This is a genomic window from Limnobacter sp., from assembly GCF_046297615.1.
Taxonomy (GTDB): domain Bacteria; phylum Pseudomonadota; class Gammaproteobacteria; order Burkholderiales; family Burkholderiaceae_B; genus Limnobacter.
This window is the reverse complement of record NZ_JBKBHM010000002.1, coordinates 17,676-42,430: the sequence shown is the minus strand read 5'-3', so window position 1 is coordinate 42,430 and position 24,755 is coordinate 17,676. Positions and strand designations below refer to the sequence as shown.

At 57.4% G+C, this 24,755-nt stretch carries 25 protein-coding genes and 2 tRNA genes; 15 read left to right on the top strand and 12 right to left on the bottom strand.

Annotation, left to right across the window (positions count from 1 at the left end; translation table 11 throughout):
* Window positions 1-7 precede the first annotated feature (7 nt).
* On the bottom strand, window positions 8-925 hold the full coding sequence (gene hemC / locus ACK4FF_RS04140; protein ID WP_409704927.1) for a hydroxymethylbilane synthase: 918 nt from the start codon (window positions 923-925) through the stop codon (window positions 8-10).
* A gap of 155 nt (window positions 926-1,080) precedes the next feature.
* Between hemC and argH the strand changes: the two genes are divergently transcribed.
* Genes argH through ACK4FF_RS04125 form a run of 3 tightly spaced genes read left to right on the top strand, consistent with a single transcriptional unit; the run spans window position 1,081 to window position 4,503 of the window.
* On the top strand, window positions 1,081-2,514 hold the full coding sequence (argH, locus tag ACK4FF_RS04135) for an argininosuccinate lyase (RefSeq protein WP_409704925.1): 1,434 nt from the start codon (window positions 1,081-1,083) through the stop codon (window positions 2,512-2,514).
* Between the two features lie 23 nt (window positions 2,515-2,537).
* Window positions 2,538-3,065, top strand: coding sequence for a TRAP transporter small permease subunit (locus ACK4FF_RS04130; RefSeq protein ID WP_409704923.1), 528 nt, complete (start codon window positions 2,538-2,540; stop codon window positions 3,063-3,065).
* Window positions 3,052-4,503 (top strand): TRAP transporter large permease subunit, encoded by a 1,452-nt coding sequence (locus ACK4FF_RS04125; protein WP_409704921.1) that lies wholly within the window; start codon window positions 3,052-3,054, stop codon window positions 4,501-4,503. The genes ACK4FF_RS04130 and ACK4FF_RS04125 overlap by 14 nt, the downstream gene beginning before the upstream one ends.
* On the opposite strand, the gene ACK4FF_RS04120 is transcribed toward ACK4FF_RS04125, so the two are convergent.
* The 4 genes from ACK4FF_RS04120 to pmbA form a co-directional block, all read right to left on the bottom strand.
* On the bottom strand, window positions 4,490-5,692 hold the full coding sequence (locus ACK4FF_RS04120; protein WP_409704919.1) for a sensor histidine kinase: 1,203 nt from the start codon (window positions 5,690-5,692) through the stop codon (window positions 4,490-4,492). The two genes, ACK4FF_RS04125 and ACK4FF_RS04120, sit on opposite strands and share 14 nt — an antisense overlap.
* Before the next feature lie 15 nt (window positions 5,693-5,707).
* Window positions 5,708-6,376 carry a response regulator transcription factor gene (locus ACK4FF_RS04115; RefSeq protein ID WP_409704917.1) on the bottom strand — a complete coding sequence of 223 codons (669 nt, stop codon included), beginning with the start codon at window positions 6,374-6,376 and terminating at the stop codon, window positions 5,708-5,710.
* Window positions 6,377-6,597: 221 nt separating this feature from the next.
* On the bottom strand, window positions 6,598-7,683 hold the full coding sequence (locus tag ACK4FF_RS04110) for a TRAP transporter substrate-binding protein (RefSeq protein WP_409704915.1): 1,086 nt from the start codon (window positions 7,681-7,683) through the stop codon (window positions 6,598-6,600).
* Window positions 7,684-7,706: 23 nt separating this feature from the next.
* Complete coding sequence (gene pmbA / locus ACK4FF_RS04105; protein WP_409704913.1) at window positions 7,707-9,059, bottom strand: metalloprotease PmbA; 1,353 nt, start codon at window positions 9,057-9,059, stop codon at window positions 7,707-7,709.
* A gap of 47 nt (window positions 9,060-9,106) precedes the next feature.
* On the opposite strand from pmbA, the gene yjgA reads away from it, so the two are divergent.
* The 4 genes from yjgA to ACK4FF_RS04085 all read left to right on the top strand — a co-directional run bounded on the left by yjgA (window position 9,107) and on the right by ACK4FF_RS04085 (window position 11,420).
* The gene (yjgA, locus tag ACK4FF_RS04100; RefSeq protein ID WP_409704911.1) at window positions 9,107-9,682 is read left to right on the top strand and encodes a ribosome biogenesis factor YjgA; all 576 of its coding nucleotides are present in this window, start codon (window positions 9,107-9,109) and stop codon (window positions 9,680-9,682) included.
* Window positions 9,679-10,287: a molybdopterin adenylyltransferase gene (mog, locus tag ACK4FF_RS04095; protein ID WP_409704909.1), complete on the top strand. Its 609-nt coding sequence runs from the start codon at window positions 9,679-9,681 to the stop codon at window positions 10,285-10,287. The genes yjgA and mog overlap by 4 nt, the downstream gene beginning before the upstream one ends.
* Before the next feature lie 54 nt (window positions 10,288-10,341).
* The gene (locus ACK4FF_RS04090) at window positions 10,342-11,013 is read left to right on the top strand and encodes an alpha/beta hydrolase (protein WP_409704907.1); all 672 of its coding nucleotides are present in this window, start codon (window positions 10,342-10,344) and stop codon (window positions 11,011-11,013) included.
* 77 nt (window positions 11,014-11,090) lie between these two features.
* Window positions 11,091-11,420 (top strand): DUF3717 domain-containing protein, encoded by a 330-nt coding sequence (locus tag ACK4FF_RS04085; RefSeq protein WP_409704905.1) that lies wholly within the window; start codon window positions 11,091-11,093, stop codon window positions 11,418-11,420.
* Between the two features lie 9 nt (window positions 11,421-11,429).
* On the opposite strand, the gene ACK4FF_RS04080 is transcribed toward ACK4FF_RS04085, so the two are convergent.
* Window positions 11,430-12,599, bottom strand: coding sequence for a hypothetical protein (locus tag ACK4FF_RS04080; RefSeq protein ID WP_409704903.1), 1,170 nt, complete (start codon window positions 12,597-12,599; stop codon window positions 11,430-11,432).
* Between the two features lie 160 nt (window positions 12,600-12,759).
* Between ACK4FF_RS04080 and ACK4FF_RS04075 the strand changes: the two genes are divergently transcribed.
* A complete protein-coding gene (locus ACK4FF_RS04075; RefSeq protein ID WP_409704901.1) occupies window positions 12,760-13,563 on the top strand; it encodes a crotonase/enoyl-CoA hydratase family protein in 804 nt (267 codons plus the stop codon).
* Window positions 13,564-13,743: 180 nt separating this feature from the next.
* Complete coding sequence (locus tag ACK4FF_RS04070; protein WP_409704899.1) at window positions 13,744-15,246, top strand: OmpP1/FadL family transporter; 1,503 nt, start codon at window positions 13,744-13,746, stop codon at window positions 15,244-15,246.
* Window positions 15,247-15,431: 185 nt separating this feature from the next.
* Here the strand turns inward: ACK4FF_RS04070 and ACK4FF_RS04065 are convergent.
* Together ACK4FF_RS04065 and ACK4FF_RS04060 are read right to left on the bottom strand one after the other, a co-directional pair.
* Window positions 15,432-15,507: transfer RNA gene (locus ACK4FF_RS04065), tRNA-Glu, on the bottom strand.
* Window positions 15,508-15,525: 18 nt separating this feature from the next.
* Window positions 15,526-15,601, bottom strand: a tRNA-Ala gene (locus tag ACK4FF_RS04060).
* Window positions 15,602-15,785: 184 nt separating this feature from the next.
* Between ACK4FF_RS04060 and ACK4FF_RS04055 the strand changes: the two genes are divergently transcribed.
* The 4 genes from ACK4FF_RS04055 to ACK4FF_RS04040 are packed head-to-tail and all read left to right on the top strand — an operon-like array spanning window position 15,786 to window position 18,876.
* Window positions 15,786-16,352: an NUDIX hydrolase gene (locus tag ACK4FF_RS04055; RefSeq protein WP_409704897.1), complete on the top strand. Its 567-nt coding sequence runs from the start codon at window positions 15,786-15,788 to the stop codon at window positions 16,350-16,352.
* 12 nt (window positions 16,353-16,364) lie between these two features.
* Entirely contained in the window at window positions 16,365-17,099 is a 735-nt protein-coding gene (gene aat / locus ACK4FF_RS04050) for a leucyl/phenylalanyl-tRNA--protein transferase (protein ID WP_409704895.1), read from the top strand.
* A complete protein-coding gene (locus tag ACK4FF_RS04045) occupies window positions 17,086-17,838 on the top strand; it encodes an arginyltransferase (protein ID WP_409704894.1) in 753 nt (250 codons plus the stop codon). Before aat ends, ACK4FF_RS04045 begins: the two co-directional genes overlap by 14 nt.
* Window positions 17,839-17,841: 3 nt before the next feature.
* Window positions 17,842-18,876 (top strand): quinone-dependent dihydroorotate dehydrogenase, encoded by a 1,035-nt coding sequence (locus ACK4FF_RS04040; RefSeq protein ID WP_409704892.1) that lies wholly within the window; start codon window positions 17,842-17,844, stop codon window positions 18,874-18,876.
* Here ACK4FF_RS04040 and ACK4FF_RS04035 read toward each other — a convergent pair.
* Complete coding sequence (locus ACK4FF_RS04035) at window positions 18,810-20,264, bottom strand: LutB/LldF family L-lactate oxidation iron-sulfur protein (protein WP_409704890.1); 1,455 nt, start codon at window positions 20,262-20,264, stop codon at window positions 18,810-18,812. The genes ACK4FF_RS04040 and ACK4FF_RS04035 overlap by 67 nt on opposite strands.
* 10 nt (window positions 20,265-20,274) lie before the next feature.
* Window positions 20,275-21,054: a (Fe-S)-binding protein gene (locus ACK4FF_RS04030; RefSeq protein WP_409704888.1), complete on the bottom strand. Its 780-nt coding sequence runs from the start codon at window positions 21,052-21,054 to the stop codon at window positions 20,275-20,277.
* A 136-nt stretch (window positions 21,055-21,190) separates the two neighbouring features.
* Here ACK4FF_RS04030 and ACK4FF_RS04025 point away from each other — a divergent pair, with 136 nt between their 5' ends.
* A complete protein-coding gene (locus ACK4FF_RS04025; RefSeq protein ID WP_409704886.1) occupies window positions 21,191-21,991 on the top strand; it encodes an IclR family transcriptional regulator in 801 nt (266 codons plus the stop codon).
* On the opposite strand, the gene ACK4FF_RS04020 is transcribed toward ACK4FF_RS04025, so the two are convergent.
* Window positions 21,976-22,848 carry a serine hydrolase gene (locus ACK4FF_RS04020; RefSeq protein WP_409704884.1) on the bottom strand — a complete coding sequence of 291 codons (873 nt, stop codon included), beginning with the start codon at window positions 22,846-22,848 and terminating at the stop codon, window positions 21,976-21,978. The genes ACK4FF_RS04025 and ACK4FF_RS04020 overlap by 16 nt on opposite strands.
* Before the next feature lie 109 nt (window positions 22,849-22,957).
* Window positions 22,958-23,935 carry a histone deacetylase gene (locus tag ACK4FF_RS04015; RefSeq protein WP_409704882.1) on the bottom strand — a complete coding sequence of 326 codons (978 nt, stop codon included), beginning with the start codon at window positions 23,933-23,935 and terminating at the stop codon, window positions 22,958-22,960.
* A 140-nt stretch (window positions 23,936-24,075) separates the two neighbouring features.
* Here ACK4FF_RS04015 and ACK4FF_RS04010 point away from each other — a divergent pair, with 140 nt between their 5' ends.
* Entirely contained in the window at window positions 24,076-24,678 is a 603-nt protein-coding gene (locus tag ACK4FF_RS04010) for a phasin family protein (RefSeq protein ID WP_409704880.1), read from the top strand.
* The last annotated feature ends 77 nt before the right edge of the window (window positions 24,679-24,755 follow it).

Here is a 24,755-nt window from a genome sequence, read left to right as displayed (position 1 = left end):
CGTTTCCTCAAGCCTGTTGATTCAACAGCGACAAAGCCCCTTGCGCTTTCAGGCTGCTCACCACCTCGTGCGCCAGTGCCTTCCAGTCAGACGCAGGTCGGCTCGCACTGGCCTGCAACACGGTTTGGCCATCCGTGGTCGCCACCATGCCATTCAACAACATCTGGCCCTCGTCATCAATTCGGGCGTAGCCACCGATGGGCACTTGGCAACTGCCACCCAAAGCGCGGGACACTTCCCTTTCCGCGCTGGCAATCAAGGTGGTGGAGGGGTCAATCAATGGCTGAAGAATGGCCTTCAGGTCATCACGACCAGCCATGATTTCCAAACCCAAAGCGCCCTGCGCCACCGCAGGCAGCATGTCAGTCACCTCAATCACCGCGCGAATGCGCTGGGTCAGGCCCAGGCGCTTCAACCCAGCGGCCGCCAACACAATGGCTGCGTATTCCCCATTGTCCAGTTTGCGAAGCCGGGTGTCCAAGTTGCCGCGCAGCGGCTGAACCACCAAGTGAGGGTAACGCGCCAGAATCTGGGCCTGACGCCTCAAGCTCGAGCTACCCACCACAGCCCCTGCGGGCAACTGGGCCAGGCTGCTGTAGTGGTTGGAAACAAATGCGTCTCGCGGGTCTTCGCGGGTCATGAAACCAACCAATTCAAAATCGGCATCCAGCTCCATGGGAATGTCTTTGCCCGAATGCACGGCCAAGTCGGCACGGCCTTCCAGCAAGGCCACTTCCAACTCCTTGATGAACAGGCCCTTGCCACCGATTTTGGACAGGGATCGGTCCAGAATCTGGTCCCCCTGGGTGGTCATCCCAATGATTTCAACCTCAGTCACCCCGGGCAAACCCAACAGGCGGTCCTTCACATGTTCGGCCTGCCACATGGCCAAACGGCTTTCTCTGGATGCAATTCTTATTTTCATGGAATCAGGAATCAGGCCTTCAGGGCCCGCAAAGTCGAGCAAAAAACAGCGCGAAGTGGGCCCACAATCGAGCAAGATTGGGCCTCTGGCCGAAGTCTAGCACGCTGGGCCTTTATAATCTGGTCTTGTTCCCGTGCCCAACTCAAGGATGCCCCATGTCCAACCAATGGTCCAAGAAACAGGAAGCCTGGTCTGCCCGTTTCAATGAACCCATGTCCGAACTCGTCAAGCGCTACACAGCGTCCGTGTTTTTTGACAAACGTCTCGCCGAATTCGACATCCAAGGTTCACTGGCCCACGCCACCATGCTGGCCGAAGCGGGCGTCATCAGCAGTGCGGACCAAGAAGCCATCTCAAAAGGCATGGCCCAAATTCAGCAGGAAATTGCCAATGGTAATTTCCAATGGCAACTGGACCTCGAAGATGTGCACCTGAACATCGAACGCCGCCTGACCGAACTGGTGGGTGATGCAGGCAAGCGCCTGCACACCGGGCGCTCCCGCAACGACCAAGTCGCCACCGACATTCGCCTGTTCTTGCGCCACGAGGTGGACCGCATCAGCGGCTTGATCAAAGGCCTGATTCAGAGCCTTGTGGATGTGGCCGACCGCAATGCCGACCTGGTGATGCCCGGATTTACCCACCTGCAGGTGGCTCAACCAGTGACCCTGGGCCACCACCTGTTGGCCTACGCGGAAATGTTTGAACGCGACCTTGAACGCATGCAGGATTGCCGCAAGCGCATCAACCGCTTGCCCTTGGGCGCAGCCGCCCTGGCAGGCACCACCTTTCCCATCAACCGCAACCGCACAGCGGAACTGCTGGGCTTCTCAGAACCCACCCGCAACAGCCTGGATTCCGTGTCCGACCGCGATTTCGCCATTGAATTCTGTGCCGCCGCCAGTTTGGTGATGATGCACATTTCCCGCCTGTCCGAAGAGCTGATTCTCTGGATGAGCCCCCGCTACGCCTTCATCGACCTGCCTGACCGCTTCTGCACGGGTTCGTCCATCATGCCGCAGAAGAAAAACCCGGACGTCCCCGAATTGGCCCGAGGCAAAACCGGACGCGTGTATGGCCACCTCACCGGCCTGCTCACCCTGATGAAAGGCCAACCGCTGGCGTACAACAAAGACAACCAAGAAGACAAAGAACCGCTGTTCGACACGGTGGACACCTTGGTCGACACCCTCACCATTTTTGCGGAAATGGTCGCCGGCATGAAAGTCAAGCCAGCCCGCATGCGTGAAGCCACCCTGGAAGGCTATGCCACCGCCACTGACCTGGCCGACGCCTTGGTGAAAAAGGGCATGCCTTTCCGCGATGCGCATGAGGCAGTGGCCCGCGCCGTGCGCTACTGCGACGACCACGGCAAAGGCCTTGAGGCCCTCACCGTTCAGCAGTTGCAAACGGCCCTGCACCTGACTGAACTGGGCTACAGCGACGACTTAGTCAACGAGGCCTTGCTCAGCGTGCTGACACTGGAAGGCTCACTGGCCGCACGCAACCACATTGGTGGCACTGCCCCCAATCAGGTTCGCCTAGCCATTGCTGCCACCCGGCAACGCCTGGGCTTGGGCGCTGCCTGAGCAGCCGCTTCGCCAACCAAGCCATGAGCGCCCTGCTGACCCTTTCCAAATGGATAGACCGGTTCAACCAAAGGCTGGGCCGCTTGGTCTCATGGCTGGTTTTGCTCACGGTGTTGGTGTCGGCATGGAACGCCATCAGCCGAAAGGTGTGGAATCTCAGTTCCAACGGTCTGCTTGAAATTCAGTGGTACCTCTTCGGCGCTGTTTTCTTGCTCGGTGCAGCCTACACCTTGCAGCAAAATGCCCATGTGCGCATCGACCTGCTGTCCGCCCGATGGCAACCCAAAACACGGGCCTGGATCGAAATCGTTGGCCATGTCATCTTCACCCTTCCCTTCATCGGCTTCATGCTCGTGCACGGCAGCGACTTTGCGTGGAAATCATTCGTCTTGGGGGAAATGTCCCCTGACCCTGGCGGACTGATTCGCTGGCCGGCCAAGGCCTTCATCGTGGGAGGCTTTGCTTGCCTCAGCTTGCAGGTCCTGTCCGAGCTGATCAAGGCAACACAGGTCATCAGGCAACACAGCGGGGCGCAGCATGGCACTGAATGACCTGCTCGCGCCGCTGATGTTCATCACCCTGATCGTATTCATGCTGTCAGGGTTTCCAGTCGCCTTTGCACAGGCCGCCAACGGTCTGCTGTTTGGCTACGTGGCCATTGAATTGGGCATGATGCAACCGGCCTTGTTGCAGGCCCTGCCCGAGCGCCTCTTTGGAATCATGTCCAACGACACGCTGTTGGCCATTCCGTTTTTCACCTTCATGGGCGTACTGCTCGAGAAAAGCGGCATGGCCGAAGAGTTGCTGGAAGCGGTCGGCAGCCTGTTCGGCCGAATTCGCGGCGGCCTGGCGTATGCAGTCATCCTGGTAGGCGCCTTGCTGGCCGCCACGACCGGCGTGGTGGCTGCATCGGTCATTTCCATGGGCCTGATCTCGCTGCCCATCATGCTCAAAAACGGGTACAGCCCCAGAATTGCCTCGGGCACCATTGTGGCCTCGGGCACACTGGCCCAAATCATCCCGCCCTCGCTGGTGCTGATTGTGTTGGCCGACCAACTCAAAGTGTCTGTGGGCGACATGTACACCGGCGCCCTTCTGCCCAGCGCCATCCTGGTGGGCTTCTTTGTTGCGTACATCGCCGTGGTGTCCGTGCTGGACAAAAACGCCCTGCCCGCCTTGCCCAAGCGAGATTTGGGCGCATCCATGGTTAGCGTTGTCGTACAGGCATTGAAATCCATGCTGCCGCCCTTGGTGTTGATTGGCTTGGTGTTGGGCGGCATTTTCACCGGCGTGGCCACCTCCACCGAGGCGGGTGCGCTGGGGGCCACTGGCGCCTTGGTATTGACGGCTCTGAAGAAGCGCCTGTCCATGCCGCTGCTGAAGGATGCATTGGACAACAGCACCAAACTGTCCTGCTTTGTCATGTTTATCCTGATTGGCTCCACCGTGTTTGGGCTCACATTCCGAGCCATTGAAGGCGACATCTGGATTGAACATGGCGCCAGCCATCTGCCCGGTGGAGAACTCGGCTTTATTCTGGCCGTTCAACTGTTGATTTTTGTATTGGGTTGCTTCATCGATTTCTTTGAAATCGTGTTCATTGTGGTGCCACTGCTGATGCCGATTGCGGACAAGCTGGGCATTGACTTGGTCTGGTTCGGTGTCATGATCGGCATGAACCTGCAAACCTCCTTCCTCACACCGCCTTTCGGTTTTTCACTGTTCTATCTGAAATCGGTGGCCCCCCCCAGCCTGAAGGTGGCTGACATCTACAGGGGTGTGGTGCCGTTCATTGTGTTGCAGATTTTGGCAGTGGTGTTGATTTACTTCTTTCCCGGCCTGTTGATGCAGGACAAGAAAATCAGCAAAACCGACACGCCACTGATTCTGGAAAACCCGGCGGGTGACTATGGCTCGCCCTACGGCAACCCTGATGCGCCAGTGGGTGCAGTGCCACAACCCATGGCACCCCGGTTCAGCGAACCTTAGGCGTCACCGGCGAAGCGTGGTTGTCGTTCGGGCCGCGTTTTGAGGGTTCGGTGTGTGATGTATTCGGCTTGCGGTTGGCGCGTGTTGAATCCAGCCTGTCAGCCAGTTCCAGCACAAATGACGTGCCTTGCCCCGGAGTGCTGCACACTGACAGGTTCCACTCCATTTCCTGGCACAGTTTTTTAACCACATACAGGCCGATGCCTGATTTGGGCAAGTCGCTGCCGAAGCTGCTGCGCCCTACCGATTTCTGCATCAACCAGCTATCCACCAAGCCAGGCCCAGTGTCGGACACGGTGAAACGGTGAACCCCACCGTGGGGTTTGTACGTGAGCTTGACCTCGCCTTCCAGCGTATGCTCCACCGCATTGAACACCAAGTTGCCCAGAACCCGCTTTAAGCGCCGCACATCGGTGTGGATTTGAATCTCTTGAATGTCCAGCATGAATCGAAGGCCCTTGCTTTCGGCCAGTTGCTCCATCCACGACACCATGGATTCGCACAACTCGGTGGTCATCACCGTTTCAATGCGCTGTTCACGCTGCTCACCCAATTCAAGGCGAGTGGCCTCAAGCATGTTCTCGGCCAGATCGTGCAGCCAACGCTGGCAACTGACCATCTGTTGAATGACCAAACGGGAGGAGCCTGGGCTGCCTTTGTCGCCCAAGGCCGGGTGCCCCACCAACAAACCCAGTGCATGCAGGGGTTGCCGCATGTCGTGCTGAACACCAGCCAACCAACGCAAGCGCTCCTTCCATTCGCTGAGCACCGCGCGCTTGGCCTCGCGCCAGCGGGACTGCTGCAGCCGACGCTGCTGAATACGCCGACGGACAATACGATAGCGGTGATGCCGCTCACGCCCCAATACCCAGAGAGTCAACGGCATGATCCAGAACAGCGTGGGGCACGCCAAGTCGGGCCAAACCCACGACAACACCACACCTGCAGAGGCAGAAACGAAGACAAAAAACCAGTGACGCTCGGTTGCGGGCACTCGGTTGGGCCGCTTGCGCATCACCTTGGCGTGCAGGATGAACCCACTGACCAGCGCCAGATAGGCCATGAGAAGGCGTGCTGACCAAGACGCATCCAGAGTCAGCAAGCCAAGCGGAAAGATGCACAGGGAGAACAGCAGACACGTGTCGTAGTTCTGCTGGACCCAGGCACTGAATTTGATCAATTTGGGCACGGTGGGCCGCCTTGATCAGTCGGAGTAAACCTCATCGGACTTCTGTTCCTGCCAGGCGCGATAGAGCATGGCCGCCTCCAGACGATTGCGGGCATTCAAACGGGCAAGAATACTGCGAACGTGGGTTTTTACGGTTTCAGGTGACAGGCCCAAGTTCTGGGCGATTTCGTGGTTGGACTCACCCTTGGCAATGCGGTACAGCACCGACACCTGCCGCTCGGTGATTCTGGCCATACGTTGGCCGATCGTGAAACTGTTGTTGCTCTGGCTTTTCTGGCTGATCTGGTCTGTCCAGTTGTGACGGCGCAGGCGCAACACCATGCTGTCCAGCACGCTGAGAACGCGGTCTTGGGTAATGCCCTTGGAGACAAACTCGGTCTCGGGGTATTGGTCGGCCAAGTCACCGAGAATTTCCTCGTTCCCGGAAATCACCAGGGTACGGCTGTAGTCAAAGGTTTCCAGTGCAGTTTCCAGCACTTTTTCGGGGGCCATGTCTGGCAGGCCCAAATCGAGCAGCACCAGATCAGGTTGTTCAAACCGGCTGTGCTCCAGAGCAGGCCCGATTCTGCTGAATAGCTTGACTTCCAGGTCTGAGTACCTGGCATTCATGATGTCCCGCAAAGCCATGGCGATGATCGGGTGGTCATCAATGATAAAAACACGCAGTTGATTCGACGTCGACATAAGGGATCCCATACAAGTCCGATTGCCAGAAAAAAGCCGCCTCACGAACCCTTGGGTAGACACGCACGGCTTGATGTCATTACGACAGGCAGACGGTTAGCCAACAACCCCGCGAGGGGCGACACTGCGTTGGGTGACTTTGGGGTACCACTTGGTTCCAATAACCTGCGTTAACCCCAAGCCTTTTTTTATAACCTGTATGGGATCAGGTGAACAAATTGTCACTTCGTTCTGGGGATGTAACCCGCAAGTGGGGTTTCAGCGATGCGGAACCAGTTCTGTTCGTCGTTCCGGAAGCGGTTCCAAGACTCAAAAATCTTCCGGAATTTGGGGTTGGACTTGGATTCCTGGGCGTAGAGCTTCTCTGCCTCAACGTAAGCAGCATCCAGCAGCTCACGGGGGAACAGGCGAAGCTGTGCACCGGCTTTAAGCAGCCGGGCCATGGCCGCCGGGTTTTTGGCGTCATAGGCGGTGGTCATGGCCATATTGGCCTCAACGGCAGCCACCTCGAAGGCGGACTGGTACAGCTTGGGCAGGGCATTCCACGCGTCCAGGTTCACGTAGAAGCTGAGGTTGGGGCCAGGCTCCCAGAAACCGGGGTAGTAGTAATATTTGGCCACTTTGTGAAAGCCCAGCTTTTCATCGTCGTAGGGGCCCACCCACTCGGCGGCGTCAATGGTGCCTTTTTCAAGCGACGGGTAAATGTCCGCCGCGGCAATGGTTTGTGGCACCGCCCCCAAAGCGGCCATAATCTTGCCGCCAAAACCGGGCATGCGCACCTTCAAGCCTTTCAGGTCGGCAAGGCTGTTCACTTCCTTGCGCCACCAGCCCCCCATTTGGGTACCAGTGTTACCGCCCGGAAAACTGATGATGTTGTAGCCCTTCAGAAAGTCGCGAATCAATTCCAACCCGCCGCCGGAATAAAGCCAGGCATTCTGTTGCCGCGCGCTCAGGCCAAACGGCAACACTGTCTCGAATGCGAAGGTGGAATCTTTGCCCACATAGTAATAACTGGCGGTGTGGCCCACCTCCACTGTTTTGTTCTGAACAGCGTCAGCCACCTGCAAACCCGGCACAATTTCACCGGCAGCGAAAGTCTTGATTTCAAACCGGCCTTCCGTCAGTTCAAACACCCGCTTGGCCAGCAGGGGGGCAACACCCCAGATGGTGTCCAGACTTTTGGGGAAACTGGAGGCCAAACGCCACTTCACCACGGGGGCCGCCGCCAAGGCCGACTGCCCAATGGTTGCACCCGCCGTCAGCACACCTGCGCTGCCCGCGCTCCTGAGAAATTGCCTGCGCTTCATTCAGCCCCCACCTGTTCTTGTTGTTAGTTTCCGGCCAGCGTCATGGAATCGATCAACACGCTGCCCATGTGCTTGCTGCCCCACCACTGCGCATCGTCGGCCATGGCCACAATGCCCTTGAACATGTCTTTGACGTTGCCAGCGATGGTGATTTCCTCAACCGGGTGAACGATCACACCGTTTTCAACCCAGTAACCGAATACGCCGCGGGAGTAATCACCAGTGACGCCATTGACGCCCTGCCCCATCATTTCAGTCACCACCAAACCTGTGCCCATCTGTTCAATCAGGCCTTGAAGACCGCCTGCGACCATCCGTGACGAGGAGAGAATCAGGTTGTGTGCACCACCCGCATTGCCCGTGGACGGCATACCCAGCTTGCGCCCCGAATAAGTGGACAGGAAATAGCCTTCCACCACCCCTTTCCGCACGACAGTGCGTGGCTTGATCTTCAGACCTTCATCGTCAAACGGCGAACTGCCGTGGGCTTGGGCAATGAACGGATCTTCCTTCAGGGTGATGTGGGGTGCCCACACCTGCTGCCCCAAACTGTCCAGCAAAAAACTGGTTTTTCGGTACAGGGACGAACCTGACACCGCACCCACGAAGTGGGAAATCAAACTGGTGGCTACGCGGCCTTCAAAAATCACCGGGCATTTGCGGGTGCTGATGGGCCGTGCACCCAAGCGGGCTACGGCACGCTCGGCCGCAATTTTTCCCACTGTCGCGGGTTTTGCAAGGTTCTTGGCGTTGCGTTCCGACGAATACCAGTAATCACGCTGCATGGGGCTGTCTTTGCGGCGCCCAGCCTGCGCAATCGGTGACACCGACAGGGAATGCCGGGAATAAGGATATCCGCCGCGAAAGCCCCGGCTGTTGGCTGAAAAAAAATGCCCGGTCTCAAGACTGACATTGGCCCCGTCGCTGTTGCGTATCTTGGGGCTGAAATCCAGTGCAGCCTGCTCCATGACCAGGGCCTTCTCCACCGCTTTGGCAGTAGACAGTTTCCAGGGGTGAAACAGGTCAAGGTCACGGTGACGGCGCGACAGAACGTCTGCGTCAGGCAAACCGGCATAAGGGTCTTCAGCGGTGTAACGCGCAATGTCCAGTGCCGCCTGAATGGTTGAATCGATGGCGGTCAAGGAGAAATCGGACGACGAGGCATTGCCGCGCCGCTGGCCCACAAATACGGACACGCCCAGGCTTTTGTCTCGCGTGTGTTCGATGGTTTCTACTTTGCCCAAACGAACATTGACTGATTGCCCCACACCCTCGCTGATGTCCACCGCACAGTCGGTGGCGCCCAAGGCCTTGGCCTTCTTCAGCGCGTATTCGGTCAATTCTTGAAAAGTCTCGGATTTAAAGCCAAAGGCCATGGTGTCTCGTCAGGAAATTTGCTGCCAAAGTGGCTAATATACAGCCCATGAAACCGCAAAATGACAAGCAAGACGACTTTCTCGACGAAGAACCGCCCAGTAAATCCGCGGTGAAACGAGAAATGCTGGCCCTTCAGGACTTGGGCAAGACCTTATGCGAGTTGCCCTTCGAAAAAGTGAAGAAGGCCCCGCTGGGTGAACGCACGCTCGAAGCCATTGCCGAATACCACAAATGCCGCAGTTTTGGCGCCAAAAAACGCCAACTGCAATTCATCGGCAAACTGATGCGCCAGGAAGAAGACGCCGATGTGCGGGCCTGGGTGAATGGTGAATCGGTGGAGCAAAAACTCAAGGTGCTGAACCTGCATGCCGCCGAACAATGGCGTGACAGGCTGATTGCCGAACCCAACCTGTTGGCAGAACTGATCAAGGCCTACCCGGATGCGGCCCAAGCAGGGTTGAACACCATCATTCGGCAAGCCGCGCAGGAACGTGCCCAGAACAAACCCCCTCGCAATTTCCGGCAGTTGTTCCAGGTGATCTATGGCTTGATTGTGGCCAGCCAAGGTGGAGAAGCCCCCGCAGAGGGGGACGACGACGGCGAAGACGAGGACAACGAATGACCTCCAACCGGCTGGACACAGTGCGTATCGGTCTGCTGTCTGTCAGCGACCGTGCCTCAACCGGCGTGTACGAGGACAAAGGTATTCCCGCCCTGAAAACCTGGTTGAGCGCGGCGCTGTTGAACCCACTGGAATTTGTCGAAGTGCTGATTCCCGATGAGCAAGCGCTGATTGAACAAGCCCTCATCACGATGACCGACGAACACCGTTGCGCCTTGGTGTGCACCACAGGCGGCACAGGCCCGGCCAAGCGCGACGTCACGCCCGAAGCAACGTTGGCGGTGGCCGACCGAGTGATGCCCGGCTTTGGCGAACAAATGCGCCAGATCAGCCTGCAGTTTGTGCCCACAGCCATTTTGTCCCGGCAGGTGGCGGTGATCCGTGGCGACACGCTGATCATCAACCTGCCTGGCCAGCCCAAGGCCATTGCGGAGACGCTGGAAGGGCTCAAACATGCCGGTGGGGATGCCCAAGGAAGTACTGCTGTGCCCGGCATTTTTGCGGCGGTGCCCTACTGCATCGACCTGATCGGCGGCCCTTACCTGGAAACACGGGAGGAAGTCATCAAAGCCTTCCGACCCAAATCAGCCATTCGAACCCGATAATCGGGGCTACGCCTCCGAGTCTTTCTCAACGCTGTTTACTTCAGGATTGCCGCCATGACCGCTGCTTTTGATTCCGTGACTGTCGAGACAGGCTTGAACCCGCAACACTGCGTAATCTGGATGCATGGCTTGGGTGCAGACGGATACGATTTCGTACCCATCGTGAAAGAGCTGGACCAGATGGGCCTGCCGCCAACCCGCTTCGTGTTTCCGCATGCACAGGAAATGCCCGTCAGCATCAATGGCGGTTATGTGATGCGGGCGTGGTACGACATTCGCAATGTGGACCTGCAGCGGCAAGAAGACGAAGACGGCGTGCGCGCAAGTCAGGCGCGAATCGAGGCCTTGATTGAGCAACAACTGGCGACGGGCATCAAGTCAGAACACATTGTATTGGCTGGGTTTTCACAAGGTGGGGCCATCGCCTACCAGACCGGCTTGCGCCATAAAGCCCCGCTGGGCGGCCTGATCTGCCTGTCCACCTACCTGACCTGTGAATCCAGCCTAGACGCGGAACGCACCCCGGCCAACCAAAGCACCCCGTTGTTCATTGCCCATGGCGACCACGACGACATTGTGGTGATCGAGCGTGGGCAACGCGCAGCCCAATTGTTGCGGGAGCGGGGATACAACATCGAGTGGCACAGCTACCCCATGACTCACGCCCTGTGTGGTGAAGAGGTGGTGGCGATTGCCGAGTTTCTCAATCAGGTTTTCAAGCCGTGAATTCAAATAATACTGTATTTATGAACAGTGCTTTGTTACACTCTGTAACCCGACGACTCAAACGATGGGTAAACGGAATGACCAGCACACCCGAATCGAACAACACCACAGCCACAGAAAGCGTAGCCCGCACCGCAACGGCAGTGCAGTACACCATTACCGATCTGGAAGCCGCCATCAACCATTGGCGCCAACAGCACCCGGCCCCGCGTGACAGCATGGCCTTGTGCCCAGAAGCGGCAGCCCTGGCCGAGCACTACGCCGGCATGATTGTGTTTCGGCAAAACCGATTTGAATTGAATCAATTAAGCCCATCGGCCCATGCGGCATTCGTGAGTGCTCAAACCGCTTTGGCCAGCCAGCATTCAGCCTTGCAACCGCAAACACCCCTTCCCAGGGCAGCGTGAAACGGGCAATCAAAGCCGGGGCACGCCCAGCAAACCGTTGACCTGCTCGGCCAGCGCCCACATACCCGCCGACACGGGTGCATTGCAGGGCCCCTTCAATTGGCTGATGGCCCAGCGGCCTGCCCCCGCCCGCCGCAACTCCAAGGTGGCCCGCTCAAACACAGGCCCACGCCGCTGCACATGAAACAGACACACATCTCCCGCCAGGCAACGGTCGATGTAGGAAGGCACGCAGTGGTGCATGCGCCGTGCTTCCGTCAGCAGGGCATTGAGCGAACTCAACTCATTGAACTCTGAGCCATCGGGCAACTGCCCTCGCCCCAGCACCTCAGGCCAATACAAGTCCTGGCCCGCATGCCGCCACGCATGCTCCATCAGGTGCCAAACCGACTGCCGGGTCATCAGGGTGTCGTAAGTCCAGTTGCGACCGACCTGTGCCGACTCAGCCAACAGCCAGTCCGCAATCATCGGAAACTCCTCCACCTGAATCTCTCGGCGCAAGGCTGGATCGGCCACCTGAACCCAATGGGCCAAAGCCAGGCGCAGCCCTCGAAGTACGAAACGCGCCCTGTCGAATTGGTGAAGCTGCTCGTGGTGACGGCGAACCCAAGTCTGAAGGCCATGAAAACCCGATAAAGCGCCAGTCTGAGGGTCTACAAACCCAACCGGAATGGGCCGCTTCAATGCGGCGTGCACATTCACCCAGGCCAGTTGCCCCAACTCACACCAATTGATGCGCGCCACATACGCCTTGCCCTGTCTGCACAGGAAGCGCCATGAAGAAGACTGCAAACCCAAGGCCAACAAGCGGTCCTTCACCAGCTTCCAATTGTGAAGGCCAGCCCACATGCCCGGGTCGCCCGCCAACACCGGCGCCAAATTGGGGGCCTCGTAAAGCCTCGCCAGAAGCACGGCTTGATGGTGCTTGACCTTGAGCAAGTCCAGCAAAGTGGCGCGGCGCCCCACTATCCTCAAGGTTAAGTTAACCGCAGTGCCCCCGTAATGCGCCCGCAATGCAGCCAACCAGCCACGCTGCATGTCCTGAAGCGACCACTGCTCCAAGGGCATGGCCAGTGCCGGATCACGCCATTGAACTGGCAACTTCAAGCTGGGTGGAGGTACCCAATCAGACGCTGACAAACCCAACAACAAGGCCCGCGCGCCAGCATGATCCAGCACCAAAGGTGAGTTTTCATCCAGACGACAACGGTGCGACCCGCCCCATTCGAGGAATAAACCCGAAGCCGCACTGATCAACCGTATGGGCAATCTGCTGGATTGCAGTCGATGTATTCTAGGTGTGGCAGCAGTCAACAACGACAAAGACAATGGACGCACAATGGCCAACACCAAAACAGAGACAGTACACACAGAAATTCTACATCAGGGCCAAATCTGGATCATCTCGATCAACAGGCCGGAAGTTCGCAACTGCGTGGACCGGGGCACCGCGGAGCAATTGGCCCTGGCCTTCTCACAATTCGACCAAGACCCACAGGCCAGAGTGGCCATACTCACCGGCGAAGGTGGCCACTTCTGCGCGGGTGCCGACCTGAAAGCGGTGGCCAGTGGCGACCACACCCGCATGAACCGGATTGACCGCCATGGGGACGGGCCCATGGGGATCAGCCGCATGCAACTGGGTAAACCAGTGATTGCGGCGGTGCATGGCTATTGCGTGGCCGGCGGACTTGAATTGGCACTGTGGTGCGACCTGCGCGTGGCTGACGACACTGCCACCTTCGGTGTGTTCTGCAGACGGTTCGGTGTGCCCCTGATTGATGGTGGCACTGTGCGTTTGCCCCGGCTGATCGGCCAAAGCCGCGCCTTGGACATGATATTGACGGGCCGCGCCGTGGATGCCGCCGAAGCATTTTCATGGGGGCTTGCCAACCGCCTTGTGCCGAAGAATACAGCCCTGCAAAGTGCCACAGAATTGGCCCGGCAACTGTGTGGCCTGCCCCAAACTTGCCTGCGTAACGACCGGCAAAGCGTGCTGAACCAGTGGTCTTTTGGTGAACGGGATGCCTTGGCCGAAGAATTCGAATTTGGCCTGAACACCTTGAATTCTGGGGAAACCCGTGATGGTGCGATGGCCTTTGACGAAGGCATAGGGCGCCACGGTCAAGCGCTCGCTGAATGAGGCCGGTTGCGTGATGAGTAGGGCCTGATCAAGGGGAAAATTCTTCATTACCTGAAGGTAACTTATCACCCGAAATGGTGTTAAACTCTGCAAATAAATCAAGCGTCCACCTGCCTGCGCCGAACAACAGCATCACGGCAGTAGTAAAACGCACATAAATACAGACACGGAGACACCGACATGCATGCTTCTTCACCACGAAGCGCCAGCTTCTTGGCGCCCCACGTTTTTTCGCCCCGAACACTCAGCCTTGCTATTGCACTGGCCACGGCCTCTTCGGGCGTACACGCCGGGGGCACGGCCTTCGATGTGACCAGCATTAGCGCAATGGGCAACGCACAAGCGGGCCAGGCCGCAGAAGCCGGCGATGCGTCGGTGATTTTCGCCAACCCAGCCGCACTGACCCGCTTCAAACGGGCTGAATTGACTCAAGGTGCTGCATTTATTTCCATCGGCACCGATTACACCTCCAGCCAGAACAATGACGGCGCAGCCGCACAGGGCGTGCAGCAAGGCCAGCAGGGGCAAACCTTTTCACGCCGCGACGGCGCAGACGCCGAGGTGCTCGCACCCAACCTGTACCTTGCCGTGCCCATCAGCGACAAAACCGTGATGGGCTTTAGCGCATCAGGCTCGCATGGCCTGCTGCTGCGTTACAAGGACGATTTTCCGGGCCGTAACCAAGGCCGTGAAATTGACTTCAAAGTCATTCGTTTGAACCTGGGCGTTGGTCACAAACTGACCCCCACCTTCTCAGTGGGGGTCAACGGTTCATACGAGCGCTATTTTCAGTCGGTCAAACTCAAACTGAACTATCAGGAAGCGGTGTCCAGCTTGCTGACGCAAAACGGCTTACCCGCGGGCGCAGCGCCTTTGGTGAACGCTGCCTTGGGCACGCCCACTGAAGAAGGTGATGCCAAACTGCGCATGTTCGGTTGGGCCTTGAACGCCCAGGTAGGCGGTCTGTGGGAACCCACGGAAACCACCCGGATCGGTATTTCCTACCGCCCCAAGACGAAGTTCCGCGGCAACACTGGTACGTTCACAATCAACGAAACAGCTGCGCAAACCCAGTTCCGCAACAACCTGAACAACCCCGGCTTGCTGGGGCCTATCGCGGGTGCCGCCGGTTTGGACTTGAGTACTTCTGCTGGCGACTTGGCGCCTTTCCAGCGTATTCGCCAGGACATCACATTGCCAGACGAACTGCGACTCACCGTGTTCCACCACGCCACTCCCAAGCTTGACCTGATGGCTACCTACACCCGCCAAAACTTCGCAGTAACGCAACTGCGCTACGTACGTGAAAGCAATGGGCGAGTGTTGGAAGACATTCCGCAAAATTTCAAGGCCGCTCAATCCTACCGTGTGGGCTTGAACTACAAGCTGTACAACCGCCTGACGCTGAAAACCGGTTTTGCAGTTGAAAACAGCGTGATCGATGACGCAACCCGCATCACCATCCTGCCCGACAGCGACCGCAAGTACTACAGCATCGGCGCCCAACTGGATTTGAGCCGGGACACCTCGCTGCACTTTGCCTATCAGCGCCTGGACACCGACCCTGCACCTGTAGGCAACAACACAGGCATTACACCCGCGGAAGTGCGCGGCGGCAACTTCAAAGGCGTGACACAACTGGATGTCAACTACTTCGGTATTGGCATCACAGAAAGGTTCTAACAACAACTGCGAGTAGTACCCTGACAAGGCAGCTTCGGCTGCCTTTTTTCATGGGCGCTTAACATGGCCGATGAATAGGCCCTGCGCTTGGACACGCGGTGAAGAGCGATCAAGGAACAAGAGAAATGACTAGGCAGAAATAAAAAACGCTTCCGGTCGGTGACTCGGAAGCGTTTATGCCGTATTGGCATCCCCAAGGGGATTCGAACCCCTGTTACCGCCGTGAAAGGGCGGTGTCCTAGGCCTCTAGACGATGGGGACCTAAAACTTTGTGTCGCTTGGTGGAGGTAAGCGGGATCGAACCGCTGACCTCTTGCATGCCATGCAAGCGCTCTCCCAGCTGAGCTATACCCCCTAGCGAAGACCAAAATTATGAATCGTTTTTTTGTTTGTGTCAACAGTTATTTTCATAATTTGTTGACCCGAAAACCGCTTCACTCTTTGGTTTTGCTGATTTTGACTCAGCAATTGGAGCAGGCGGAAATATACCCATTTGTCGGGTACACTGCAAGGGCTTTTTTCAATTTTTTCCACTCACGATGAAATATTGCAGCAACTGTGGTCACACCTTGGACATTCGCATTCCCGAAGGGGATAACCGGCCAAGGAGCTGTTGCCCGCAGTGCGGCACCATTCACTATGTGAACCCGAAAATTGTCGTGGGCACCATTCCTGTGTACCAAGGGCAAGTGTTGCTTTGCAAACGGGCCATCGAACCCCGTTATGGCTATTGGACCTTGCCCGCCGGGTTTATGGAATTGGCCGAGACCACCCACGAAGGCGCACTGCGGGAAACCTGGGAAGAAGCCGGTGCAAAGGCTGAACTTGGCCCCTTGTTCACCATGCTGGACGTGAAACGGGCGGACCAAGTACACCTGTTCTTCCGAGCCCACCTGCCCACACCTGACTACAGCGCCGGGGAAGAAAGCCTGGATGTGCAGTTGTTCGACGAAGCAGACATTCCCTGGCAAGACTTGGCCTTCAAAACGGTGGAAACCACGCTGAAACTGTTTTTCAAAGACAGAAGCCAGGGCCAATACAGCCTGCACACCGGCGATGTGTTTGAGCCGGTGAGTTGGCCCGCGGAGTCGTTCAAGCCCCAGTAACCAGCCAACCGCATGAGCAACCCCCTGCGCCTGCCCTGGATAGACCGGCCTGAGCAGTTTCCGCCCACAAGCCAGGCCCTGCTCGACCCACCGGGGCTGCTTTGCGCCAGCGATTGGCTGGACACCCACTGGCTTGCTGCCAGTTACCCGCGTGGTATTTTTCCCTGGTACTCACCTGGCGAACCGGTATTGTGGTGGAGCACCCACCCCAGGGCAGTGCTGTTTCTTGAGGAATTCAAGCTCAAGCGTTCCCTGAAACAAGCCATTCGCCGTTTTGCTGCCGACCCCACGCGATGCATCCGCTTGAACAGCGATTTTGCCCAGACCATTGCCCAGTGTGCCAACCGGGCCAGGCCTGGCCAGAACGGCACATGGATTACCGATGAGGTGATTCAAGCCTACTGTGGCCTGCACCAACGCGGCATGGCCCACAGCATTGAACATTGGCGCGGCGACGAGATGGTGGGCGGCCTCTACTGCGTGAGCGTGGGCGGGATGGTGTATGGCGAAAGTATGTTTGCCCTGGAAACGGACGCCTCGAAGGCGGCCTTTGCCGTGTTTGTGGCTTGGCTAAAACGCCAGAATGTGCACATAATTGATTGCCAGCAGGCAACGGGGCATTTGATGTCGTTGGGTGCCCGCACCCTACCCCGTCCACTGTTTGAGGAGGCCATGAATGTGGCCATCGGACAGGCGGCCCCTGACTGGTCACCGTGCACCTTGAGCTGGACCCATGACACGACCTAAGGAACTGCCTTTTTCCACGCTGCAGTTTTATTCAACTGCACCATACCCTTGCAGTTACCTGGACCACAGGTTGGCCCGGTCACAAGTGGCCACCCCCAGCCACCTCATCAATGCCGACGTCTACAGTGAATTGGTCCGCGTCGGTTTTCGACGCAGCGGCCTGTTCACTTACAAACCCCAATGCGACGGCTGTTCAGCCTGCGTGCCCTTGCGCATCCGGATTGCCGATTTCGCCCCCAACCGCAGCCAGAAACGCGCCTGGAAGGCCTGCAAACACCTGCGCCCCAGCGTGCAACGCCTGCACTTTAACGCCGAGCATTACGCCTTGTACCTGAAGTACCAGTCAGCGCGGCATCAAGGCGGCGGGATGGACGAAGACAGCCGGGAGCAGTATTCCCAGTTCCTGTTGCAGACGCGGGTCAATTCGCGCTTGGTGGAATTCAGAGACCAGGACGGTGTGCTGAAGATGGTGTCCATCATCGACATCCTTACTGATGGCCTGTCCTCGGTGTACACGTTCTTTGACCCTGATTGCCATGAGGGTTTGGGCGTGTACGGCATTCTTTGGCAAATCGAACAATGCCGGGATTTGAATTTGAGCCATGTGTACCTGGGGTACTGGATCAAAGACAGCGCCAAAATGAACTACAAAGCAAAATTTTCAGCCGCTGAAGTACTGCTCGAGCAACGCTGGCAGTCCTTCGATACAATTCGGCCTGACTTATCACAACACCCCTAAGCCATGTTGCCCTACGCCCTTGTTCGCCCGGCCCTGTTTTCGATGGAGCCGGAAAAGGCTCACCACACCACATTTAGCCTGCTGAAAACAGCCAACCGCATGGGGCTGCTGAAGCATCTGATGCCCGCAGCCGTGTCCGACCCGGTGAAGGTCATGGGCCTTGAGTTTCCCAACCGTGTGGGGCTGGCTGCCGGACTGGACAAAGACGCGGCCTACCTCGACGAACTGGGCTTGATGGGCTTCGGTTTTCTGGAGGTGGGCACGGTCACGCCCAAACCACAGCCGGGTAACCCCCAGCCCCGCATGTTCCGCCTTCCGCAAGTACAGGGCATCATCAACCGCATGGGTTTCAACAACCATGGGGTTGATAACCTGATCAGCAATGTGAAACAAAGCCGTTATTCCGGTTTGCTGGGCATCAACATCGGCAAGAACGCGGTGACTCCGGTGGAAGAAGCCACACGGGACTACCTGCTGGCCCTTGAAGCCAGCTACCCGTATGCCAACTACATCACGGTCAATATTTCCTCGCCCAACACCAAAAACCTGCGCGACCTGCAAGGCGGTGACAGCCTGGACCAATTGCTTGACCAACTCAAACAGCGTCAGCTTCAGTTGGCCGAGGAACATGGGCAGTACAAGCCCATGGCCTTGAAAATTGCACCCGACCTGGATGATGAACAAGTCGATGCCATTGCCCAACGGCTGTTGCACTACCGGTTTGACGGCGTGATTGCCACCAACACCACCATCGACAAAACCAGCGTGGCTCACTTGCCTTGCGGTCAGGAACAAGGGGGCTTGAGCGGTTCACCGGTGTTGGAGAAATCCACTGCAGTGATTCGCAGGCTACACAGCCAACTGGGCGATGCCATTCCCATCATTGGCGTGGGTGGCATCACCAGCGGTGAGCATGCGGTGGAAAAAATCAGGGCTGGGGCCAAGCTGGTACAAATTTACAGCGGGCTGATTTACCGTGGCCCTGAATTGGTGTCTGAATGCGCGGCCACGGTGGCCTTCAATTGCCGGGCGCGATAAATCGCCTGAAATGATTCGCCGGTGGGCGCTGGAAAGTCGCGCCCCTCAGTCCACCCTGAAGCCAAGGGCAGTTGGCTGATACGGCCGCCCTGCCTGCGGCCCAGCCAAGCCATCAAGCGAACACCCACACGAACAGCGGACCGATACAGCCACGGGCGGCGCGCGAGTTGGCCCCACATCCAAAGGCCTGCCCGTTCCTTGAATGGGCGCATCCCTCGGTCCACTTGCTGCTCCCTAAGCTTGCGCAACAAATCGGGCAGAGGAATTTTTACCGGGCACACCACTTGGCATTGCCCGCACAAGGTGGCGGCGTGTGGCAAATCCGGGGCTTGTTCAAGGCCTGCGTAGCTGGGGGTCAATACAGAACCCATGGGGCCCGGGTACACCCAACCGTAGGCCTGACCGCCAATTTTTTGGTACACAGGGCAGTGGTTCATACAGGCGCCGCAACGTATGCAGCGTAGCATCTCCTCAAAATCGCCCCCCATCAAACCGGTTCGGCCTGCATCCACCAAGACGATGTACATGTGCTCCGGGCCATCAAGGTCACCCTCCCGCTTGGGCCCTGTCAGCAAGGACACGTAATTGGAAATGGATTGGCCTGTTGCCGAACGCGGTAACAGCCGCAGCAGCGTGGCGAAATCGTCCAGCGTCGGCACCACTTTCTCAATGCCGGTAATGGCCACATGCACACGCGGGTTAACGGTGCACATGCCTTCATTGCCCTCATTGGTGACCAGGGCGACCGAGCCTGTGTCAGCAATGATGAAATTACCACCGCTGACGCCCATGTCCGCCTGCAGAAATTCCGGGCGCAGGCGCTCTCGGGCTTCGTGGGTTAACTCCTGAATGTCGGTTTTGGGTTCAGTGCCATGCACACGCGCAAACAAGTCGGAAATCTCTTCCTTGTTTTTGTGCACCACCGGGGCAATGATGTGGCTGGGTGGTTCGTTGTCATTGATCTGCAGAATGTATTCACCAAGGTCGGTCTCTCGCACTCGAATGCCCTGCTTTTCCAACGCTCGGTTCAAACCGATTTCCTCAGTCACCATGGATTTGGATTTCACCACAGTGTTCACGCTGTGGCGCTTGGCAATACGCACGACCCAATCATTGGCCTCTTGAGCATCACGCGCATACAGCACGGTGGTGCCCACAGCAGCGGCTTTTTCCTCAAACATTTCCAACCAGACATCCAGGTGTTCAATCACCTGTCGACGGATGTCGACGGCTGCCGAACGAGTGGCCTCAAAATCATCAAGCTCGCGGATGACTTTGGCCCGGGCCCCCACAAACTTGTCGGACAATCGGGATAGGCTACGCTGCAAATTGGCGTCGGCCAGTTTGTCTTTGGTTCGGGCGTGGAAGTGAATGCTCTGTATCTGCATGGGGCGCTCTTCAGCGGTGATTCTCGTTACCAGGTTCAAGCTCGGCAGGTTTGCGGCCCGTGAGCCACTCGGCCAGGTGCAACACCTCCACGGCCTCGCCACGGCGCGACAAACGCCCCTGGATATTGAGCATACAACCCAAGTCGCCCAGCACCACGGCTTGGGCACCGGTGTCACAGACCTGCTGGCATTTGTCATCGCAAATGGCTGAGGACACCTCGCCATACTTCACGGCAAAAGTGCCACCAAAGCCGCAGCATTGTTTACTGTCGCGCATTTCCCGCAACTCGGCCGATGCGCAGGCCTGAATCAGTGCGCGAGGCTGTTCATACACGCCCAGCTCACGAAGCCCACTGCAACTGTCGTGGTAAGTGATGGTTGCCAGGTCATTGCGTGGGTTCAGTTTGGCCAAGGCAACAGGCTCGGTCAGGTGCAACACATTCACCAGAAAGTCGCTGAGCTCGTAGGACTTGGCCGCCAGACGTTCAGCCCGCAGCCGCCATTGGGCGTCATCCTCAAACACTTGCAGGTAGTGGGCTTTGACCATGCCCATACACGACCCCGAAGGCGCCACCACGGCATCAAACTGTTCGAATTCAGTGACCCATTTTTCGGCCAATCCACGAGTGATCGACCTTTCCCCGGAGTTCCACGCCGGCTGGCCACAACAGGTTTGGGCGGACGGCACGCAGACTTCGCATCCGGCAGACTCCAGCAATTCCAGGGTGGCCAGGCCGATGGAGGGGCGCATCGCATCGACCAAGCAAGTCACAAATAAACCGACTCTCACTGAGGTTTCCGAAGGTGGTTGGGCCTTAAAGTCTAGTGAGCGCGCCCAGCAGAGACCAGTGGTGATAACCATAAGGGGTGAATGCTGCGCTACAATGGCCTCACGTCTTCCACAACATGAAAAGAAGTTGCACCCCATGAATGAAGATTCTGTTGGCCGTACCAGCATTCAGGTGATCGAGCGCATGATGCAACTGCTCGACGCCTTGGCCATCCATCAAGACCCGGTGGCTCTGAAAGATTTGGCGCGCGAGACCAAGCTGCACCCGTCAACAGCCCACCGCATACTGAACGACTTGGTGGCCTGCAGGTTGGTGGACCGGACGGACCCAGGCCTTTACCGTTTGGGCATGCGTCTGCTGGAACTGGGTAACTTGGTGAAGGCCAGGCTGAACGTGCGTGAGGCGGCCATCGACCTGATGCGCAAGCTGCACCGCCTGACCGGGCAGACAGTGAACCTGTCGGTGCGCCAAAGTGATGAAATTGTGTACATCGACCGGGCCTACAGTGAACGATCGGGGATGCAGGTGGTGCGCGCCATTGGTGGCCGCGCGCCGCTGCACCTTACGTCCACTGGCAAGCTGTTTTTGGCCACAGACACGCTGGAAAACCTGAAAGCCTATGCAGACCGCACCGGCTTGAGGGGAACCACCCTGAACAGCCTGACCACGCTGGAGACGCTGGAGAAAGAGTTGAACGTGGTTCGACTCGACGGCTTTGCGCGGGACAATGAAGAACTGGAGATGGGCGTGCGCTGCATTGCCGCAGGCATTTACGACGATTCATCCAAACTGATTGCCGGGCTGTCGATTTCAGCACCAGCCGACCGCATTCAGGAAGACTGGCTGTCTGAACTCTTGATGACGGCCCAACGCATCAGTGCATCGCTGGGCTGGCAAGGGCGGCTGAGCGCCCTGCCCGTTCAACGGATTCGCTGATCAGACACTGGGCTGACAAACCGGCGAATGCGCTCGGCGTCCTTGAAGCGGGCCGCTGAGCCCAAAGCGTCAAGCAGCACAATCACCAAGTTACGCTCACCCACCTTGGCTTGCATCACCAGGCAACGGCCGGCCTCGTTGATGAATCCGGTTTTCTGCAACGCGATGTCCCAATCGCCAGCACGCACCAAACGGTTGGTGTTGCGGAAGTTGAACACGGTGCCACTGGCCGACTGCACTTGCGCTTCCGGATCCGTTGAAAACTGGCGGATCAGGTTGAAACGTTGGGCGTGCATCACCATGCGGGCCAAGTCGTTCGCGCTGGATCGGTTATTCACCGACAGGCCTGTGGACTCCTCGAAGTTGGTGCTGGTCATGCCCAACTGGCGGGACCGCTTGTTCATCTGGGCGACACACGCCTCCATGCCACCAGGGTAGCTGCGCCCCAGGGCTGAGGCTGCCCGGTTTTCAGACGCCATCAGGGCCAGGTGGATCAATTCCCGGCGGGAGAACTCCTGACCGGGACGAAGGCGCGAATGCGTATTCTTGTACGTGTCGATGTCTTCAGAGGTGATCCGGATGCGCTCATCCAGATCCAGATTGGCCTCCAGAGTCACCACCACGGTCATCAGTTTGGTGATGGAGGCAATCGGCAGAACCGCATGGGGGTTCTTGGCATACAAGACTTCGTGGGAATCGGCATCGGCAACAAGCGCCACCGAGCTGTTCAGTGAAAGGGGGTCATGGGCGCGGTCCAGACCTGCTTTCTGACCCAATGTGGCCGCTTGGGCGACAGGCGAAAAAGCCAGGAAAGTCACCGACAAGGCCAAAGCCAGATGTTTCGGCAGGGAAATCATGGGCGTCTTTGTGTCCAATGTGTGTAATTATGCGAAACAGTGTACTGATTCTGGCCGAATACACAACACCCGAATTGAGCATTTGCCTTTAATTCTCAAGAATTTGTATTCAACTCATCAGTCGTTGCTTGAATTGTTTTGACAATTCAGGCCTCGAGATTCTACTGTAGTGGACCAGCCTTTGGATGCATTCGGTTTGTAAGGCCACTAAACGGTCCAAATTCTTGAAATAGCCCCCTGCCATGGTCATCACCACGGGCACTCGCCAGTGTGCAGCCCAGTCAAATACACAGGCGTCCCTGGCGGCAATGCCCGCATCAGTCAGTGCCAGCTTGCCCAAGCGGTCCTCCTCGTGAGCATCCAGCCCAGCCAGGTAGATGATCAAGTCCGGAGCAAAACGCTGTTCAACCTCGGCCAGGGCTGCATTCAGCGCGTCCAGATAGGCTTGATCACCAGTGCCCTCTGGCAATGGCACATCCAGATCGCTTTGGGCTTTCTCAAACGGATAGTTGGATGCACCGTGCAGGGAAAGGGTAAACAAACTGTCGTCGCCTGCAGCCAACTCCGCAGAACCATCGCCTTGGTGCACATCCAGATCAACCATCAACACCTTGGGTTGACGCAATCGGCAGGACAACTCACGGGCTTGGGCCAACACATCGGTTTGTATCACTCGTGAAGCCACAATGGCGTCGTTAAACACGCAAAAACCGGCTCCGCTGGCCCGCTTGGAATGGTGGGTTCCGCCCGCAAGGTTGACCGCAGCCCCGTATTGCACAGCACTGCGCACCGCAGCAATGGTGGCCCCCACCGAGCGCTTTGCCCGCTCAGCCATGGCTGGGGACCATGGAAAACCGATTGATTTTTGTTCCTGCGGGGAAAGAGTGCCTTCCATCACGCGGTCGATGTAACGCGGGCAATGGGCCAGGGCCAACTGCCCGAATGTGGCGGCGGGCGCCTCCATCATCATGATATCGCTCAGATTTTCAACGAGACTGTCCCGCAGCATGCGGTACTTTTGCATCGGGAAGCGATGTCCGTGGGGCAAAGGCAACACAAAGTGATCGGTGTAAAACGCTTCAATCATTGAATTTATGCCACAGAAGCCAATATGCGTATTGCAACGCAACAAAATGTTTGACAAGCTAAATTTATTTGGTAGACTTCAATTGTGCACCGCATCAAACGGCGCGAAAAATAGCAGAGTGATCCCCATCACCCCAACGAATGAACGTAACGGCCCCCTTGGCCATTTTCCCTACGGAGCAAAGCATGGTACTCACACCCGAACAACTGATTGAAGTACAAAAAGCCAACCTGGAAAAACTGCTGGGCCTGAGCCAGAAATCGTTCAGCCATGTTGAAAAGGCTGTTGAACTGAATCTTAACGCGGCCAAAACTGCGCTGGAAGACGGTATTGAAGCACTGAAAGCGCTGTCTGGCGCGAAAGATGTTCAGGACTTCGTGGCCGTGTCTTCTTCTGTAGCTCAGCCTCTGTCCGAAAAGGCTGTGGCTTACGGTAAAAACGTGTACGGCCTGGCCTCTGGCATCGTGTCTGAAGCTGCCGCTTTGATTGAAGAGCAAGTGTCCGACAGCAACAAAAAATTTGTTGAGCTGTTTGAAACAGCGTCCAAAAACGCGCCTGCTGGTTCGGAAGGTGCTCTGGCCTTGGTGAAGTCGGCCATCACAGCCGCCAACACAGCTTACGACAGCGTTAGCAAAGCCACCAAGCAAGCCGTTGAAATGGCTGAAGCCAACGTGGAAGCCGCTTCCAAAGCCACACTGAAGGCAGCTACTGCTGCCAGCGGCAAAGGTCGCAAAGCAGCGTAAGCCAAGCTCTGCCCCACACCGGCTGCGCGCTTCACCCCGCGCAGCAAGGTGAGTAAGCACCCGCCCTGCCCACAGGC